This is a genomic window from Campylobacter sp. BCW_6889 (assembly GCF_001762535.1).
In the GTDB taxonomy this organism is placed as follows: domain Bacteria; phylum Campylobacterota; class Campylobacteria; order Campylobacterales; family Campylobacteraceae; genus Campylobacter_D; species Campylobacter_D jejuni.
Map to the genome: position 1 here is coordinate 39,257 of NZ_MJWZ01000045.1, position 16,607 is coordinate 55,863.

At 32.2% G+C, this 16,607-nt stretch carries 13 protein-coding genes, 1 tRNA gene and 1 pseudogene; 7 read left to right on the top strand and 8 right to left on the bottom strand.

Features of this window, described 5'->3' with window-relative positions; translation table 11 throughout:
* Nucleotides 1–5: 5 nt before the first annotated feature.
* The 7 genes from rpoB to AJ939_RS04420 all read left to right on the top strand — a co-directional run bounded on the left by rpoB (nt 6) and on the right by AJ939_RS04420 (nt 13,311).
* On the top strand, nt 6–4,142 hold the full coding sequence (gene rpoB / locus AJ939_RS04390; RefSeq protein ID WP_072225851.1) for a DNA-directed RNA polymerase subunit beta: 4,137 nt from the start codon (nt 6–8) through the stop codon (nt 4,140–4,142).
* On the top strand, nt 4,135–8,688 hold the full coding sequence (gene rpoC / locus AJ939_RS04395; RefSeq protein ID WP_070233381.1) for a DNA-directed RNA polymerase subunit beta': 4,554 nt from the start codon (nt 4,135–4,137) through the stop codon (nt 8,686–8,688). Before rpoB ends, rpoC begins: the two co-directional genes overlap by 8 nt.
* A 119-nt stretch (nt 8,689–8,807) precedes the next feature.
* Nucleotides 8,808–9,194 carry a 30S ribosomal protein S12 gene (rpsL, locus tag AJ939_RS04400; protein WP_002782934.1) on the top strand — a complete coding sequence of 129 codons (387 nt, stop codon included), beginning with the start codon at nt 8,808–8,810 and terminating at the stop codon, nt 9,192–9,194.
* Nucleotides 9,195–9,263: 69 nt separating this feature from the next.
* A complete protein-coding gene (gene rpsG / locus AJ939_RS04405) occupies nt 9,264–9,734 on the top strand; it encodes a 30S ribosomal protein S7 (RefSeq protein WP_002779471.1) in 471 nt (156 codons plus the stop codon).
* A gap of 12 nt (nt 9,735–9,746) precedes the next feature.
* Nucleotides 9,747–11,822 carry an elongation factor G gene (gene fusA, locus AJ939_RS04410; protein WP_002779472.1) on the top strand — a complete coding sequence of 692 codons (2,076 nt, stop codon included), beginning with the start codon at nt 9,747–9,749 and terminating at the stop codon, nt 11,820–11,822.
* Between the two features lie 28 nt (nt 11,823–11,850).
* Nucleotides 11,851–11,927 (top strand) — tRNA-Arg (locus AJ939_RS04415).
* 181 nt (nt 11,928–12,108) lie between these two features.
* On the top strand, nt 12,109–13,311 hold the full coding sequence (locus tag AJ939_RS04420) for a tyrosine-type recombinase/integrase (RefSeq protein WP_044261620.1): 1,203 nt from the start codon (nt 12,109–12,111) through the stop codon (nt 13,309–13,311).
* Here AJ939_RS04420 and AJ939_RS04425 read toward each other — a convergent pair.
* From AJ939_RS04425 to AJ939_RS10745, 8 genes and pseudogenes are all read right to left on the bottom strand, one after another.
* Nucleotides 13,308–13,478: a helix-turn-helix transcriptional regulator gene (locus AJ939_RS04425; RefSeq protein WP_002864902.1), complete on the bottom strand. Its 171-nt coding sequence runs from the start codon at nt 13,476–13,478 to the stop codon at nt 13,308–13,310. The two genes, AJ939_RS04420 and AJ939_RS04425, sit on opposite strands and share 4 nt — an antisense overlap.
* Nucleotides 13,471–14,013 (bottom strand): pentapeptide repeat-containing protein, encoded by a 543-nt coding sequence (locus tag AJ939_RS04430; protein ID WP_070276169.1) that lies wholly within the window; start codon nt 14,011–14,013, stop codon nt 13,471–13,473. Before AJ939_RS04430 ends, AJ939_RS04425 begins: the two co-directional genes overlap by 8 nt.
* Entirely contained in the window at nt 14,001–14,684 is a 684-nt protein-coding gene (locus tag AJ939_RS04435) for a Rha family transcriptional regulator (protein WP_070276171.1), read from the bottom strand. Before AJ939_RS04435 ends, AJ939_RS04430 begins: the two co-directional genes overlap by 13 nt.
* Nucleotides 14,685–14,814: 130 nt before the next feature.
* Nucleotides 14,815–14,976, bottom strand: a complete 162-nt coding sequence (locus AJ939_RS10575; RefSeq protein WP_002810092.1) for a YlcI/YnfO family protein — start codon at nt 14,974–14,976, stop codon at nt 14,815–14,817.
* 13 nt (nt 14,977–14,989) lie between these two features.
* The gene (locus AJ939_RS04440; RefSeq protein WP_002861638.1) at nt 14,990–15,259 is read right to left on the bottom strand and encodes a hypothetical protein; all 270 of its coding nucleotides are present in this window, start codon (nt 15,257–15,259) and stop codon (nt 14,990–14,992) included.
* Entirely contained in the window at nt 15,252–15,575 is a 324-nt protein-coding gene (locus tag AJ939_RS04445) for a hypothetical protein (protein WP_070276173.1), read from the bottom strand. The genes AJ939_RS04440 and AJ939_RS04445 overlap by 8 nt, the downstream gene beginning before the upstream one ends.
* 50 nt (nt 15,576–15,625) lie before the next feature.
* Nucleotides 15,626–16,465, bottom strand: coding sequence for a hypothetical protein (locus tag AJ939_RS04450; RefSeq protein ID WP_070276175.1), 840 nt, complete (start codon nt 16,463–16,465; stop codon nt 15,626–15,628).
* Between the two features lie 54 nt (nt 16,466–16,519).
* Nucleotides 16,520–16,607 (bottom strand): annotated as a pseudogene (locus AJ939_RS10745) (site-specific DNA-methyltransferase); the annotation flags it as partial.

Below are 16,607 nucleotides of genomic sequence, written 5' to 3' on the forward strand. Positions count from 1 at the left end.
GAGGTATGTGCGATATGTTAGATAATAAATTAGGAAATCGTTTAAGAGTAGACTTCTCAAACATTTCAAAACAAATAGAAATCCCAAATCTTCTACAATTACAAAAAAAGAGTTTTGATTATTTTTTAAATCTTGATAATGGTGAAAGTGGTATAGAAAAAGTTTTTAAATCAATTTTTCCTATTCATGATCCGCAAAATAGATTGAGTCTTGAATATGTTAGTAGTGAAATAGGCAAGCCAAAATATACCATTCGCGAATGCATGGAAAGAGGTTTGACTTATTCTGTAAATTTAAAAATGAAAATCCGTCTTACTCTGCATGAAAAAGATGAAAAAACAGGGGAAAAAGTTGGCGTAAAAGATATTAAAGAACAAGAAATTTATATCCGCGAAATTCCTTTAATGACAGATCGTGTATCTTTTATCATTAACGGGGTTGAGAGAGTGGTTGTAAATCAATTACATAGAAGCCCTGGTGTTATTTTTAAAGAAGAAGAAAGTTCAACGGTTGCAAATAAGCTTGTTTATACAGCACAAATTATTCCTGATCGTGGTTCGTGGCTTTATTTTGAATACGATGCCAAAGATGTTTTGTATGTAAGAATCAATAAGCGTAGAAAAGTTCCTGTAACTATGCTTTTTAGAGCTTTAGGGTATAAAAAACAAGATATTATTAAGTTGTTTTATCCTATTCAGACTATACATGTGAAAAAAGATAAATTTTTAACAGAATTTAATCCAAATGATTTTATGGATAGAATAGAATATGATATTAAAGATGAAAAAGGAAAAATCGTTCATCAAGCTGGAAAAAGACTTACAAAGAAAAAAGCAGAACAGCTTATTAAAGACGGTTTAAAATGGATAGAATATCCTGTAGAAATTTTACTTAATCGTTATTTAGCAAATCCTATTATTGATAAAGAAAGTGGAGAGGTTTTATTTGATTCTTTAACTTTGTTAGATGAGAGTAAGCTTGCTAAGATTAAAGAGCAAAAAAGTTTTGATATAGCAAATGATTTGGCTAATGGCGTTGATGCGGCGATTATTAACTCCTTTGCTCAAGATGGAGAAACTCTAAAACTTCTTAAACAAAGTGAAAATATCGATGATGAAAATGATTTAGCTGCGATTAGAATTTACAAAGTTATGCGCCCAGGTGAACCTGTGGTAAAAGATGCAGCGAAGGCTTTTGTAAATGATTTATTCTTCAATCCTGAAAGATACGATCTTACCAAGGTAGGTCGTATGAAAATGAACCATAAGTTAGGTCTTGAAGTGCCTGAGTATGTTACTGTTTTGACTAATGAAGATATTATTAAAACTGCAAAATATTTAATTAAAGTAAAAAATGGTAAAGGACATATTGATGATAGAGATCATTTAGGAAATCGTCGTATCCGTTCTATAGGTGAACTTTTAGCCAATGAACTTCATTTAGGTCTTGCAAAAATGCAAAAGGCGATCAGAGATAAATTTACTTCTTTAAATGCGGATCTTGATAAAGTAATGCCTTATGATTTAATCAATCCTAAAATGATTACTACAACTATCATTGAATTTTTTACAGGAGGTCAGCTTTCGCAATTTATGGATCAAACCAACCCTTTAAGCGAGGTTACTCATAAGCGTCGTTTATCAGCGCTTGGTGAAGGTGGACTTGTAAAAGAAAGAGCAGGTTTTGAAGTGCGTGATGTTCACGCGACGCATTATGGTAGAATTTGTCCAGTTGAAACACCTGAAGGTCAAAATATTGGTTTGATTAACACTCTTTCTACTTATGCAAAAGTAAATGAACTTGGCTTTGTTGAAGCACCATATAGAAAAGTTGTAAATGGTAAAGTGACTAATGAAGTTGTTTATCTTACAGCGACACAAGAAGAAGGCTTGTTTATCGCACCAGCTTCAACTAAGGTTGATGCTAAAGGCAATATAGTAGAAGAATTTGTTGAGGCTAGACAAGATGGTGAAACTATACTTGCAAGACGCGAAGAAGTGCAATTAATCGATCTTTGCTCAGGTATGGTTGTTGGGGTTGCAGCTTCTTTGATTCCGTTTTTAGAGCACGATGATGCAAACAGAGCACTAATGGGTTCAAATATGCAACGTCAAGCTGTGCCACTTCTTACTGCTTCAGCTCCGATAGTAGGAACAGGTATGGAACAAATTATTGCGCGTGATGCTTGGGAAGCTGTTAAAGCAAAGCGTGGCGGTGTGGTTGAGAAAGTGGATAATAAAAGCATTTTCATTTTAGGTGAAGATGATAAAGGTCCATTTATTGACCATTACACTATGGAGAAAAATTTAAGAACCAATCAAAATACAAATTATATTCAACATCCTATTGTTAAAAAAGGTGATATAGTAAAAGCAGGACAAATTATCGCAGATGGTCCTTCTATGGATCAAGGCGAACTTGCTATAGGTAAAAATGCTTTAATCGCTTTTATGCCTTGGAATGGTTATAACTATGAGGATGCTATAGTTGTAAGTGAGAGAATTATTCGTGAAGATACCTTTACAAGCGTGCATATTTATGAAAAAGAAATTGAAGCAAGAGAACTAAAAGATGGTATAGAAGAAATTACCAAAGATATCCCAAATGTAAAAGAAGAAGATGTTGCACATCTTGATGAGAGCGGTATTGCAAAAATTGGTACCCATATCAAACCAGGTATGATTTTGGTGGGTAAGGTTTCTCCAAAAGGTGAGGTTAAACCAACTCCTGAAGAAAGACTTTTAAGAGCGATTTTTGGAGAAAAAGCAGGACATGTTGTGAATAAATCACTTTATGCAACCGCTTCTTTAGAGGGCGTTGTTGTGGATGTTAAAATTTTCACTAAAAAAGGCTATGAAAAAGATGATCGTGCAATAAAATCTTATGATAAGGAAAAAATGGCTTTAGAAAAAGAACATCATGATAGACTTTTGATGATGGATAGAGAAGAAATGCTTCGTGTTTGTGCTCTTCTTTCCAAAGCCCCTTTAAATAGCGATCAAAAAATTGGAGATAAAAATTATAAAAAAGGACAAACCGCAGATATTAGCGAACTTGAAAAAATCAATCGTTTTACTTTAACAACTTTGATTAAAGCTTATTCTAAAGAGATTCAAAAAGAATACGATGATTTAAAAAATCATTTCCAAAATGAGAAGAAAAAATTAAAAGCAGAACACGATGAAAAGCTTGAAATTTTAGAAAAAGATGATATTTTACCAAGTGGGGTAATTAAGCTTGTTAAAGTTTATATTGCTACAAAGAGAAAGCTTAAAGTCGGTGATAAAATGGCAGGACGTCACGGAAACAAAGGTATAGTTTCAACTATAGTTCCTGAAGTGGATATGCCTTATTTACCAAATGGTAAAAGTGTGGATATTGCACTTAATCCACTTGGCGTTCCAAGTCGTATGAATATAGGCCAAATTTTAGAAAGCCATTTGGGTTTAATTGGACTTAGACTTGGAGATCAGATTCAAGAAATTTTTGACAGAAAGCAAAAAGATTTTCTTAAAGAATTAAGAGCAAAAATGCTTGAAATTTGTTCTATTCCAAGACTTGCAAGCGAAAAAGAATTTATTAAAAGCTTAAGCGATGAAGAGCTTTTAAACTATGCTAGAGACTGGAGTAAAGGAGTTAAATTTGCTACTCCTGTTTTTGAAGGTGTAAATATAGAAGAATTTAGCAAGCTTTTTGAAATGGCCAAGATAGATATGGACGGCAAAACAGAACTTTATGATGGACGCACGGGTGAGAAAATCGCAGAGCGTGTTCATGTAGGATGTATGTATATGCTAAAACTCCACCACTTGGTTGATGAGAAAGTTCACGCAAGAAGTACAGGACCTTACAGCTTAGTTACCCAGCAGCCTGTGGGTGGTAAAGCACTCTTTGGGGGACAAAGATTTGGGGAGATGGAAGTTTGGGCACTTGAAGCTTATGGAGCGGCTCATACTTTAAGAGAAATGTTAACTATCAAATCAGACGATGTAGAAGGTAGATTTAGCGCTTATAAAGCATTGACAAAAGGTGAAAATGTTCCAGCAACGGGAATCCCTGAAACATTTTTTGTATTAACCAATGAGCTTAAATCTCTTGCTTTAGATGTTGAGATTTTTGATAAGGATGAAGATAATGAGTAAATTTAAAGTAATAGAAATCAAAGAAGATGCAAGACCTAGGGATTTTGAAGCGTTTCAACTAAGACTTGCAAGTCCTGAAAAAATCAAATCATGGTCTTATGGAGAAGTAAAAAAACCAGAAACTATCAATTATAGAACCTTAAAGCCTGAAAGAGATGGGCTTTTTTGTGCAAAGATTTTTGGACCTATAAGAGATTATGAATGTCTTTGTGGTAAGTATAAAAAAATGCGTTTTAAAGGTGTTAAGTGCGAAAAATGTGGTGTTGAAGTAGCAAATTCAAAAGTGCGTCGTTCTAGAATGGGACATATTGAGCTTGTAACTCCTGTGGCTCATATTTGGTATGTTAATTCTCTTCCGAGTCGTATAGGAACGCTTTTGGGTGTTAAGATGAAAGATCTTGAGCGTGTGCTTTATTATGAAGCTTATATCGTTGAAAATCCAGGTGATGCTTCCTATGATAACGAAAGTACTAAAAAAGTAGAATATTGTGATGTTTTAAACGAAGAGCAATATCAAAATTTAATGCAACGCTATGAAAATAGTGGCTTTAAAGCAAGAATGGGTGGAGAAGTTGTTCGTGATTTACTTGCAAATTTAGATCTTGTAGCGCTTTTAAATCAGCTTAAAGAAGAAATGGCGGCTACAAATTCAGAGGCTAAGAAAAAAACCATCATTAAGCGCTTAAAAGTTGTAGAAAATTTCTTAAATTCAAATTTAAACGCCAATACCGATAGCGATGAAGCTGTACCAAATCGTCCTGAATGGATGATGATTACAAATCTCCCAGTTTTACCGCCAGATTTGCGTCCTTTAGTGGCTTTAGATGGTGGGAAATTTGCAGTTTCTGATGTGAATGACTTATATCGTCGTGTTATCAATAGAAATACACGTCTTAAAAAACTTATGGAGCTTGATGCACCTGAAATCATTATCAGAAATGAAAAAAGAATGCTTCAAGAGGCTGTTGATGCACTTTTTGACAACGGTCGTCGTGCCAATGCTGTAAAAGGAGCAAATAAACGCCCATTAAAATCTTTAAGTGAAATTATCAAAGGAAAGCAAGGGCGTTTTAGACAAAACCTACTAGGTAAGAGAGTGGATTTCTCAGGTCGTAGTGTTATTGTTGTGGGTCCAAAACTTAGAATGGATCAATGTGGTTTACCTAAAAAAATGGCTTTAGAGCTTTTTAAACCACATCTTTTAGCTAAGCTTGAAGAAAAAGGTTATGCAACTACAGTAAAACAAGCTAAAAAAATGATAGAAAACAAAACCAATGAAGTTTGGGAATGTTTAGAAGAGGTAGTAAAAGGACATCCTGTTATGTTAAACCGTGCGCCTACTTTGCATAAACTTTCTATCCAAGCTTTTCATCCTGTTTTAGTGGAAGGTAAGGCTATACAACTTCATCCTTTGGTTTGTGCAGCATTTAACGCGGACTTTGATGGGGATCAAATGGCAGTGCATGTACCGCTTTCTCAAGAGGCTATTGCAGAATGTAAAGTGCTTATGCTTTCATCAATGAATATTCTTTTGCCAGCAAGCGGTAAGTCTGTAACCGTTCCATCGCAAGATATGGTTTTAGGAATTTATTATCTTTCATTGGAAAAAGCAGGTGCTAAAGGTTCGCATAAAATTTGTACAGGCATTGATGAAGTGATGATGGCGCTTGAAAGCAAGTGTTTGGATATTCATGCGAGCATACAAACTATGATAGATGGTAGAAAGATTACTACTACAGCAGGAAGATTGATTATTAAATCCATTTTACCTGATTTTGTGCCTGAAAATAGTTGGAATAAAGTCTTAAAGAAAAAAGACATTGCCGCGCTTGTGGATTATGTTTATAAACAAGGTGGTTTAGAGATTACAGCAAGTTTCTTGGATAGACTTAAAAATTTAGGTTTTGAGTATGCAACGAAAGCAGGTATTTCAATTTCGATTGCAGATATTATTGTTCCTAATGACAAGCAAAAAGCTATCAATGAAGCAAAAAAACAAGTAAGAGAAATTCAAAATTCTTATAATCTCGGTTTGATTACTTCAGGGGAAAGATACAATAAAATCATTGATATTTGGAAAAGTACAAACAATGTTCTTTCAAAAGAGATGATGAAGCTTGTAGAAAAAGATAAAGAAGGTTTTAACTCTATTTATATGATGGCAGATTCTGGTGCTAGGGGTAGTGCGGCTCAAATTTCTCAGCTTGCTGCGATGAGAGGACTTATGACTAAACCTGATGGTTCTATTATCGAAACGCCTATTATTTCGAATTTCCGTGAAGGGCTAAATGTTCTTGAATACTTTATTTCAACCCACGGTGCTAGAAAAGGTCTTGCAGATACCGCTCTTAAAACAGCAAACGCGGGTTATTTGACAAGAAAACTCATCGATGTTGCACAAAATGTAAAAATTACCATTGAAGATTGTGGAACGCATGAAGGTGTTGAAATCAATGAAATCACCGCAGATAGTTCTATTATAGAAACTTTAGAAGAAAGAATTTTAGGTAGGGTTTTAGCTGAAGATGTGATCGATCCTATTACAAATTCTGTGCTTTTTGCAGAAGGTACTTTAATGGATGAGGAAAAAGCAAAAATTCTTGGAGAAAGCGGTATAAAAAGTGTCAATATTCGCACTCCTATTACCTGCAAAGCTAAAAAAGGAATTTGTGCAAAATGTTATGGTATCAATCTTGGCGAAGGTAAATTAGTAAAACCAGGTGAAGCAGTAGGAATTATTTCCGCTCAATCTATCGGCGAGCCAGGGACGCAGCTAACTCTAAGAACTTTCCACAGCGGGGGGACTGCAAGTACGGATTTACAAGATAGACAAGTAAGCGCACAAAAAGAAGGTTTTATAAGATTTTATAATCTTAAAACTTATAAAAACAAAGAAGGTAAAAATATCGTAGCAAATCGTAGAAATGCGGCGATTTTGCTTGTGGAGCCAAAAATCAAAACTCCATTTAAAGGTGTGATTAATATAGAAAATATTCATGAAGATGTGATTGTTTCTATTAAAGATAAAAAACAAGAAGTAAAATACATATTAAGAAAATACGATCTTGCTAAACCAAATGAATTAGCAGGTGTAAGTGGCAGTATAGATGGAAAACTTTATTTGCCATATCAAAGCGGTATGCAAGTAGAAGAAAATGAAAGTATCGTAGAAGTGATTAAAGAGGGTTGGAATGTACCAAATCGTATCCCTTTTGCGAGTGAAATTTTAGTAGAAGATGGCGAGCCCGTGGTACAAAATATCAAAGCAGGCGAAAAAGGAACGCTTAAATTTTATATCCTTAAAGGCGATGGTTTAGATAGAGTAAAAAATGTTAAAAAAGGTGATATTGTTAAAGAAAAAGGATTCTTTGTAGTGATTGCTGATGAAAATGATAGAGAAGCAAAAAGACACTATATTCCAAGAGAATCTAAGATAGAATTTAACGATAGTGAAAAAATCGATGATGCAAATACTATCATTGCAAGTGCTCCTAAAAAAGAAAGAAAAGTGATTGCAGAATGGGATGCTTATAATAATACTATCATTGCAGAAATTGATGGTGTTGTAAGCTTTGAAGATATTGAAGCAGGTTATAGTGCCGATGAGCAAATTGATGAAGCTACAGGTAAGCGTTCTTTAGTGATTAATGAGTATTTGCCAAGCGGAGTTAGACCAACTTTGGTAATCGCAGGAAAAGGTGATAAGGCTGCGCGTTATCAGCTTGAACCAAAAACCGTTATTTTTGTTCATGATGGTGATAAAATCGCTCAAGCAGATATTTTAGCAAAAACTCCAAAAGCTGCAGCTAAATCAAAAGATATTACAGGAGGTCTTCCAAGAGTTTCTGAACTTTTTGAAGCAAGAAAACCAAAAAATGCGGCTGTGATTGCAGAAATTGATGGTGTTGTTCGTTTTGATAAACCTTTGCGTTCCAAAGAAAGAATCATTATCCAAGCAGAAGATGGAACAAGTGCTGAGTATTTAATCGATAAATCAAAACATATTCAAGTAAGAGATGGCGAGTTTATCCATGCAGGTGAAAAACTTACAGATGGAGTTGTTTCAAGTCATGATGTGCTTAAAATTTTGGGTGAAAAAGCCTTGCATTATTATTTGATTTCTGAAATTCAACAAGTTTATCGCGGACAAGGTGTTGTGATTTCTGATAAACATATAGAAGTTATCGTTTCTCAAATGCTAAGACAAGTAAAAGTTGTAGATAGTGGACATACGAAATTTATCGAGGGTGATTTGGTTTCAAGACGTAAATTCCGTGAAGAAAACGAAAGAATCATTAGAATGGGTGGAGAACCTGCTATTGCTGAGCCTGTGCTTTTAGGTGTAACAAGAGCAGCGATTGGAAGCGATAGTGTGATTTCTGCAGCTTCATTCCAAGAAACTACTAAAGTTCTAACCGAAGCAAGTATAGCGGGTAAATTTGACTACTTAGAAGATTTAAAAGAAAATGTTATTCTAGGTAGAATGATACCTGTTGGAACAGGGCTTTATGGTGAACAAAATTTAAAACTTAAAGAACAAGAATAAAACTCTATTTTATAGCCCTTCTGGGCTATATTTCTTCATTTTCAATCTTTTTAACTAAAATATAAGCAAAATTTAGATATCATCCAAAGTTTATTACATTTTTAAAGAAAGGAATTATTGTGCCTACCATAAATCAATTGGTTAGAAAAGAGCGCAAAAAAGTTTTAGAAAAATCTAAATCTCCAGCGCTTAAAAATTGTCCACAAAGAAGGGGAGTTTGTACTAGGGTTTATACTACAACACCTAAAAAACCAAACTCAGCGTTAAGAAAAGTTGCCAAAGTAAGACTTACTAGTGGCTTTGAAGTGATCAGCTATATCGGCGGTGAAGGTCATAACTTGCAAGAACACAGCATTGTTTTAGTGCGTGGTGGTAGGGTAAAAGACTTACCAGGGGTTAAATATCACATCGTTCGTGGTGCTCTTGATACAGCAGGTGTTGCAAAAAGAACAGTTTCTCGTTCTAAATATGGTGCTAAACGCCCTAAAGCAGGCGCTGCAAAATAATCATTCATACAGACAAATCCGTTAGATTTGATTTTGTTTGAGTAAAATTTAAAATTTGAAGGAAAAATAATGAGAAGAAGAAAAGCTCCGGTAAGAGAAGTCTTGCCTGATCCGATTTATGGTAATAAAGTAATCACAAAATTTATTAATTCTTTAATGTATGATGGCAAAAAAAGCACAGCTACAACAATTATGTATGGTGCTTTGGAAGCTATTGATAAAAAAGGTGGCGAGAAAAAAGGTATTGATATTTTTAATGATGCGATTGAAAATATCAAGCCTTTATTAGAGGTGAAATCTCGTCGTGTAGGTGGCGCAACCTATCAAGTTCCAGTAGAAGTTCGCCCTGCTAGACAACAAGCTTTGGCGATTCGTTGGATTATTTCTTTTGCAAGAAAAAGAAGTGAAAGAACTATGATTGATAAACTTGCAGCTGAGCTTTTAGATGCTGCTAATAGCAAAGGTGCTTCATTTAAGAAGAAAGAAGATACTTATAAAATGGCTGAAGCAAATAAAGCATTTGCTCACTATCGTTGGTAAGAAGGAGTGTGTATGTCAAGAAGTACTCCTTTAAAAAAAGTTAGAAATATCGGTATTGCTGCTCACATCGATGCGGGTAAAACGACTACATCTGAAAGAATTCTTTTCTTTACAGGCATGAGTCATAAAATCGGTGAAGTTCATGATGGTGCTGCAACTATGGACTGGATGGAGCAAGAGAAAGAGCGTGGGATTACTATCACTTCTGCGGCTACAACTTGTTTTTGGAAAGACCATCAAATCAACCTTATTGACACTCCAGGCCACGTTGATTTTACAATTGAAGTTGAAAGATCTATGCGTGTTCTTGATGGTGCTGTTGCGGTATTTTGTTCAGTGGGTGGGGTGCAGCCTCAAAGTGAAACAGTTTGGAGACAAGCAAATAAATATGGTGTTCCAAGAATAGTATTTGTAAATAAAATGGATAGAATCGGTGCAAATTTCTACAATGTAGAAGATCAAATTCGCAACCGTTTAAAAGCTAATCCAGTTCCACTTCAAATTCCAATTGGTGCTGAGGATAATTTTAAAGGCGTAATCGATCTTGTAACTATGAAAGCTTTAGTTTGGGAAGATGATACTAAGCCAACGGATTATGTAGAAAAAGAAATTCCAGCTGAACTTAAAGAAAAGGCAGAAGAATATCGCACAAAAATGATAGAAGCAGTTTCTGAAACTTCAGATGAGTTGATGGAAAAATATTTAGGCGGAGAAGAATTAAGCCTTGAAGAGATTAAAACAGGGATTAAAGCAGGATGTTTAAGTCTTTCTATCGTTCCTATGCTTTGCGGTACAGCGTTTAAAAATAAAGGGGTTCAACCTTTGCTTGATGCTGTTGTGGCTTATTTACCAGCTCCTGATGAAGTGGCAAATATCAAGGGTGAATATGAAGATGGCACAGAAGTTTCTGTAAAATCAACTGATGATGGCGAGTTTGCAGGACTTGCATTTAAAATCATGACAGATCCATTTGTAGGACAACTTACTTTCGTGCGTGTTTATCGCGGTTGTTTGGAAAGTGGTTCTTATGCGTATAACTCAACTAAAGATAAAAAAGAAAGAATTGGTCGTTTGTTAAAAATGCACTCTAACAAAAGAGAAGAGATTAAAGTGCTTTACGCAGGCGAAATTGGTGCTGTTGTAGGACTTAAAGATACTTTAACAGGGGATACTCTTGCAAGTGAAAAAGATAAGGTAATCCTTGAAAGAATGGATTTTCCAGATCCAGTTATTTCTGTTGCAGTTGAGCCAAAAACTAAAGCTGATCAAGAAAAAATGTCTATTGCTTTAAATAAATTAGCACAAGAAGATCCAAGTTTTAGAGTTTCTACAGATGAAGAAAGTGGTCAAACTATCATTTCAGGTATGGGTGAGTTACACCTTGAAATTATCGTTGATAGAATGCTTCGTGAATTTAAAGTTGAAGCTGAAGTAGGTCAACCACAAGTTGCTTATCGCGAAACTATTAGAAAAACTGTTGAACAAGAATACAAATACGCTAAACAATCAGGTGGACGTGGTCAGTATGGACATGTATTCTTACGCCTTGAACCACTTGAGCCAGGTAGTGGATATGAATTTGTTAATGATATCAAAGGTGGGGTAATTCCAAAAGAATACATTCCTGCAGTTGATAAAGGTGTTCAAGAAGCATTACAAAATGGTGTTTTAGCAGGTTATCCTGTGGAAGATGTTAAAGTAACTGTTTATGATGGAAGTTATCACGAGGTGGATTCATCTGAGATGGCGTTTAAGCTTGCTGCTTCTATGGGCTTTAAAGAAGGCGCTAGAAAAGCAGGTGCTGTAATCTTAGAGCCTATGATGAAAGTTGAAGTAGAAACTCCTGAAGATTATATGGGTGATGTTATTGGCGATCTTAACAAACGCCGCGGTCAAGTAAATAGCATGGATGAGCGTGGCGGAAATAAAATCATTACAGCATTTTGTCCTTTGGCTGAAATGTTTGGTTATTCTACTGATCTTAGAAGTCAAACTCAAGGTCGTGCGACTTATTCTATGGAATTTGATCACTATGATGAAGTTCCTAAAAATGTTGCGGATGAAATCATCAAAAAAAGAAACGGTTAAATTGTTAGCGGGATTTTTCCCGCTTTCTGTCCTCGTAGCTCAGCAGGATAGAGCGCAAAATTCCTAATTTTGAGGCCGTGAGTTCGAATCTCGCCGTGGACACCAAGTAGTAATTCATTAAGTAATATTAAGATACAAAATACACTATTTTAACAACTTTTCTACATTAAAATTTTTCATTATGATTGAAATTTTTTCTATTTTTTCTTATAATTCTGTAGCCATTTATGTAGCCAAAGTAAAAAAGCTAATTCTGGCTACAAAAATACTAAAAAAAGGTTTTTTAATGCTAACTCAAAAAGATATAGACAATTTAGAAATAAAAGATAAAAGGTATATGATTAGCGTAGGAGAACCAAAAGAATTATATGTCCGAGTTAATCCAACGGGTAAAAAAGTTTTTTATTTAAGAGCTTCAAAATTTAAAAATTTTATAACAATAGGGGAATGCCAAAAAGGTGTTTTAAATGTTACAAATGCAAGAGAAAAAGCAAAAGATCTTTTAAAGTCAATGTATGATGGAAAATTTATCGGTAAAAATGATAAGGTTATGACACTTGAAAAAGCAAATTTTCTTTATGTTGATATAAAATCTAAAAAATTAAATTCAGCTACAATCAAAAAAGAACAGTCAATTTTTAAAAAATATATTATTCCCACTTTGGGACAAAAAGATATAAATGAATTGAAAAAAGATGATTTTCTACCTATTTATGATTTAATGCAGAAAAAAGGAATATACGAAACAATAAAGAAAAATATATCTTTGCTATGTAGGATATTTGAGATTAGTAGGCAAAGAGGTGACTTAAAAACAGATATAATACTTCAATTGAAAGATTTAAAGAAATTTTATAATGAAGCAAATCACAATAAAGTTAAACATTTTAAAGCTATAGTAGAAGAACAAGAAATAAAAAATATGTTAGAATGTATGAAAGAATATAAAAATCATCCACGGACAAATACAACTATAATTAATGCAATTTATTTTACGCTTTTAACAGCACAAAGAAGTAAAAATATTCGATTTGCTAAATGGAGTGATATTGACTTTGAAAACAATCTTTGGATTATAAAAGCAGATGAAATGAAAGTAAGAACTAATGGTGATAATATTATCCCTTTAAATAAATATGCTTTAAAGATACTAGATATGCAAAGAATTTTAAATGGAGATAAAAAGTATATTTTCGCTAATAATAATGGAACTATTAGCGAGAATTTTGCTGTAAGATTTTTTAAATTTTATAATTTAGAGCACACTATACATGGATATCGTTCTACTTTTAGAAGTGTTTATACTAATAAAAGCAATGAGTTAATTCAGCAAGGTATTAGTAAAGATATAGCAGAAATGATATTACATCATATAAGCGGTAATGAAATAGAAAGGGCTTACAACAGAGCCAAGGCAATTGATTTAAGAGTAAAACTTATGCAATGGTATGGAAATTACTTAAACTCTCTTTGTGAGTTTTGCTTTTAATGTCTTTTAGCTTTAAGCCATTTTTCTATTTCTTTTATTTCATATCTTATGGATTTTCCTATGCGAATGTAAGGTATTTTACCATCTTGTCTTAACTTAAATAATGATGTTATACTAACTCCTAAATATTCGCTCAATTCTTTTTCTCTAAAATATTTTTTAACCATTTTCAACTCCTAATCTTTTATCTATAATTTCAAAAATAGTATCCTTGTAATAATTCCAAAGCCATTTCTGTTCTTCATCTTCTAAATCATCAACGCTTAAATTACGCCATTCTTTTATTGTTTTAGTATCACAACCTAAATTCATCATAGTTTTTGTAAAAGTCATAACATAGGTATCCAAGACAACGCTAAAGATATTTTTCATATCTCCTATACAATCCCTAATATCTACATTTTCAAATATACAATTTTCAAATTCTGTTCTTAGAAAATTACAAAAATGAAAACTTGCTCCGCTGAAATCACAATCTATAAAAGATGCATTCTTGCTTGAAATATCATTTAAATTAGCGTTTTTAAAACTAGCACCATTTATAAATGCATTATTAAAATCTAATTCACTTAAATTTATATTTTCCAAGTTTGCATTATTTAAAGAAATCCCTTCTAAAATACAACACTCAACTAATTCTTTTTCGCTTTTCCTATCATTTTCGATAATGATAGTTTCATCAAGTCTTTTTAAAATTCCCATTTTAACTCCTTAATTCTTTTTTTCCATTTTTCTTCGTATTTTTCATAATTTTGCCAATACTTAAGCTCTTTTTCTAATTTATTTAAAACAGCTTCAAAAACAGTATCTTTTCCTATTTTTTCGGCAACTAAACTCATTTCCCATTCTTTTATGCAAAGAATTCCATAATCCTTGGCTAGTATTTTCCTAAGCTCCAAAAGTTCTTTTTCACTAAGCTTTCTTTTAAAGCTTAACTGCTTTTTCTTTTCTAAGTCGTATTTAAGGGCTTTGATTTTGTTTTCATATTTTTCCTTTTGTTGTTTAAGTTGAGACTTGTAACCTAGGCTTTGCCTAAATGCTAGTTTTTGCATTTGCTCTTGTTCTAGGTTTTTAAGCTTTTCTTTCATTTGATAAAAAGCAAAAACTAAAACTTTTTTAGCATTTCTAACACTTTCGCTATTTTTCATATAAGTTAAAAGTAGTGTTGCTTGTTGTTCGTTTAAGAAATAAATCTTTTTGTTAGTCTTTGCTATTTTTTGAAGTTCAAAGCCTAGTTCCCCAAAACATTCTAAATCTTGCTTGTAATTTCTTATAAGTCTTTGTATGGAATTTATATCTACTTTAGATATTGTAGAAATTTTATTTTGGTCTGTAACTAAACCGCCATTTAAAGAATAAACTAAATCATTCATAATATAATCCTTTTTCAATGTTTAATTATTGAAATAATACTATATTAATAATGATTTGTCAATACTATTTAATTATTTTTTCATAAAAATAATAATGATGTAGCATTGAAATTAGATTAACGCTCGGATTTTAAATCCGTTCGTTTTTAATATCATCAATAAAAAGATACATTATATACTGGTTTAAAGACACTCCAGCTTTTTCAGCTTTTTTTTCTAGTTTGTCTTTTAGCTCATTTGGAATTTTAATCTGTAAATTATAACTCCCCTTACTTTCTTTCTCTTCTGCCATATTACTCCTTTCTTTAAATAAATTTATAAATAATAAAAGCTAATGCTATTATAATCAACCACATGTATATTCTATCGTAATTATTTTTTATAAAAAATACATATTTGTTTTTCTTTTTTAATAACTCCCTTTCTCTATCCAAAGCTTCAAAATATAATTTATCATTTTCTTCCTCGTAAATTTCTATTTCTTGTTTTAATTTGTTGTTTTCTTCTATTAGTCTATTATTTTCATTTTCATAATCTTTTATCTCTTCCTCTATTTCTTGTAATGTTTTATTCATACTTATGCCTTTTATTAATCTTTTTGAGCAATAAGTCTCTTTTGTTTAGCAATTCTTCATTTTCTATTCTTAGTTCTTCGTTTTCTTTTTTAATAATTTCTAATTTGCTTAATGCCTTTTTCTCTTTAGATGGCATAAAAAAAGCAATAATGTAAATCGGGCTCAATAATAAGTGCAATAATATTTCAAACAAAAAACTTATAATTCCAATAGGAATCATTAACAAACATCCTAAAAGACTATCAGCTTCTCTTTTATATCCAAGAATAGCTAAAAGTATCAAAAATAAAAGTATTGCTATAATTACTTCAATCATCTTTAAATATTTCTTTTCTATATTTTTCTAAGTTTTCCATTAATTCTCCTTTATTTAAATAAACTTTTTTCTTGTGTATAACTTGGCTCAATAATGCCTTTGATATCTTCTAAAAAATATTCATTTTCTAAAACTTCCAAATCTTTGCTAATATAGGTTTTAGAAATTAAAACGCCTTTTATCTTATCCCCGTAAGATAGTTTTATACTTCTGTCTTTGAGTTTGTTTTTAAAATTTTCATCATTGATTTTAACTTTTATAACCTTGTCGTTAATAATTTCCCATTTACTTTCTCCGGTTAAATCTGGCTTTTTTATTATAAACGCACCTCGCATTTTACTTATTTGCTCCTTAACCCCATCAGCTGTTTTTGGGTTATAATCAAATGTTTCACTTATTCCATATACTTTTTCTTCAAATATTATCATAGGTTTATGTTTAAACTCCTTTGCTTTATGTGTTAGATCTGATACACAGGTTAATAGATTGGTTTCATTATTGTTGTATCCAAAATCTTTTAAGTCGCTTTTTTCTATAATGTTTTTATATTCTTTTGGAATATCTTGGCATTTTTTATCTTGTATTTTCTCTAAAATCATTTTTTTAGATTTTATAAGTAAATCAGCAAGTAATTCTCTCGGATTGCTAATATAATGTTTTATATCATCATCGCTTATTTTGTTAAGTTTTTCAGCAATCCATATTCTTATAGAGCCTTTTTCTATAGATTTAATTTGAATATTTATATCAATTTCTATACCAAAAACAGATACTAATGAATTATTCAACTTATCAATACTTAGTAAAAAATCTGTAATTTTTTGGAAAAATAATGTAGCATTTTCTTCATTAAAATATTCAAATCTTAACTCATAAGTTTGTTCTGACATGTATTTCTTTCTTTATTTAATAATTATTCTTTTATTATTTTATCAAAATTTTACTTAAGCAAATAGACTTCTTTCTATATGTTTAAACATAATTTCATTAGCACTTTTAAAAAAGTCTTTTTTAATCTCAAAGCCATAAGCT

Bases quoted from the DNA above. Each gene is read 5' to 3' on its own strand.
- rpoB (WP_072225851.1), top strand. From the start codon at position 6: ATGTGCGATATGTTAGATAATAAATTAGGAAATCGTTTAAGAGTAGAC.
- rpoC (WP_070233381.1), top strand. From the start codon at position 4,135: ATGAGTAAATTTAAAGTAATAGAAATCAAAGAAGATGCAAGACCTAGG.
- rpsG (WP_002779471.1), top strand. From the start codon at position 9,264: ATGAGAAGAAGAAAAGCTCCGGTAAGAGAAGTCTTGCCTGATCCGATT.
- fusA (WP_002779472.1), top strand. From the start codon at position 9,747: ATGTCAAGAAGTACTCCTTTAAAAAAAGTTAGAAATATCGGTATTGCT.
- AJ939_RS04420 (WP_044261620.1), top strand. From the start codon at position 12,109: ATGCTAACTCAAAAAGATATAGACAATTTAGAAATAAAAGATAAAAGG.
- AJ939_RS04425 (WP_002864902.1), bottom strand. From the start codon at position 13,478: ATGGTTAAAAAATATTTTAGAGAAAAAGAATTGAGCGAATATTTAGGA.
- AJ939_RS04430 (WP_070276169.1), bottom strand. From the start codon at position 14,013: ATGGGAATTTTAAAAAGACTTGATGAAACTATCATTATCGAAAATGAT.
- AJ939_RS04435 (WP_070276171.1), bottom strand. From the start codon at position 14,684: ATGAATGATTTAGTTTATTCTTTAAATGGCGGTTTAGTTACAGACCAA.
- AJ939_RS10575 (WP_002810092.1), bottom strand. From the start codon at position 14,976: ATGGCAGAAGAGAAAGAAAGTAAGGGGAGTTATAATTTACAGATTAAA.
- AJ939_RS04440 (WP_002861638.1), bottom strand. From the start codon at position 15,259: ATGAATAAAACATTACAAGAAATAGAGGAAGAGATAAAAGATTATGAA.
- AJ939_RS04445 (WP_070276173.1), bottom strand. From the start codon at position 15,575: ATGATTGAAGTAATTATAGCAATACTTTTATTTTTGATACTTTTAGCT.
- AJ939_RS04450 (WP_070276175.1), bottom strand. From the start codon at position 16,465: ATGTCAGAACAAACTTATGAGTTAAGATTTGAATATTTTAATGAAGAA.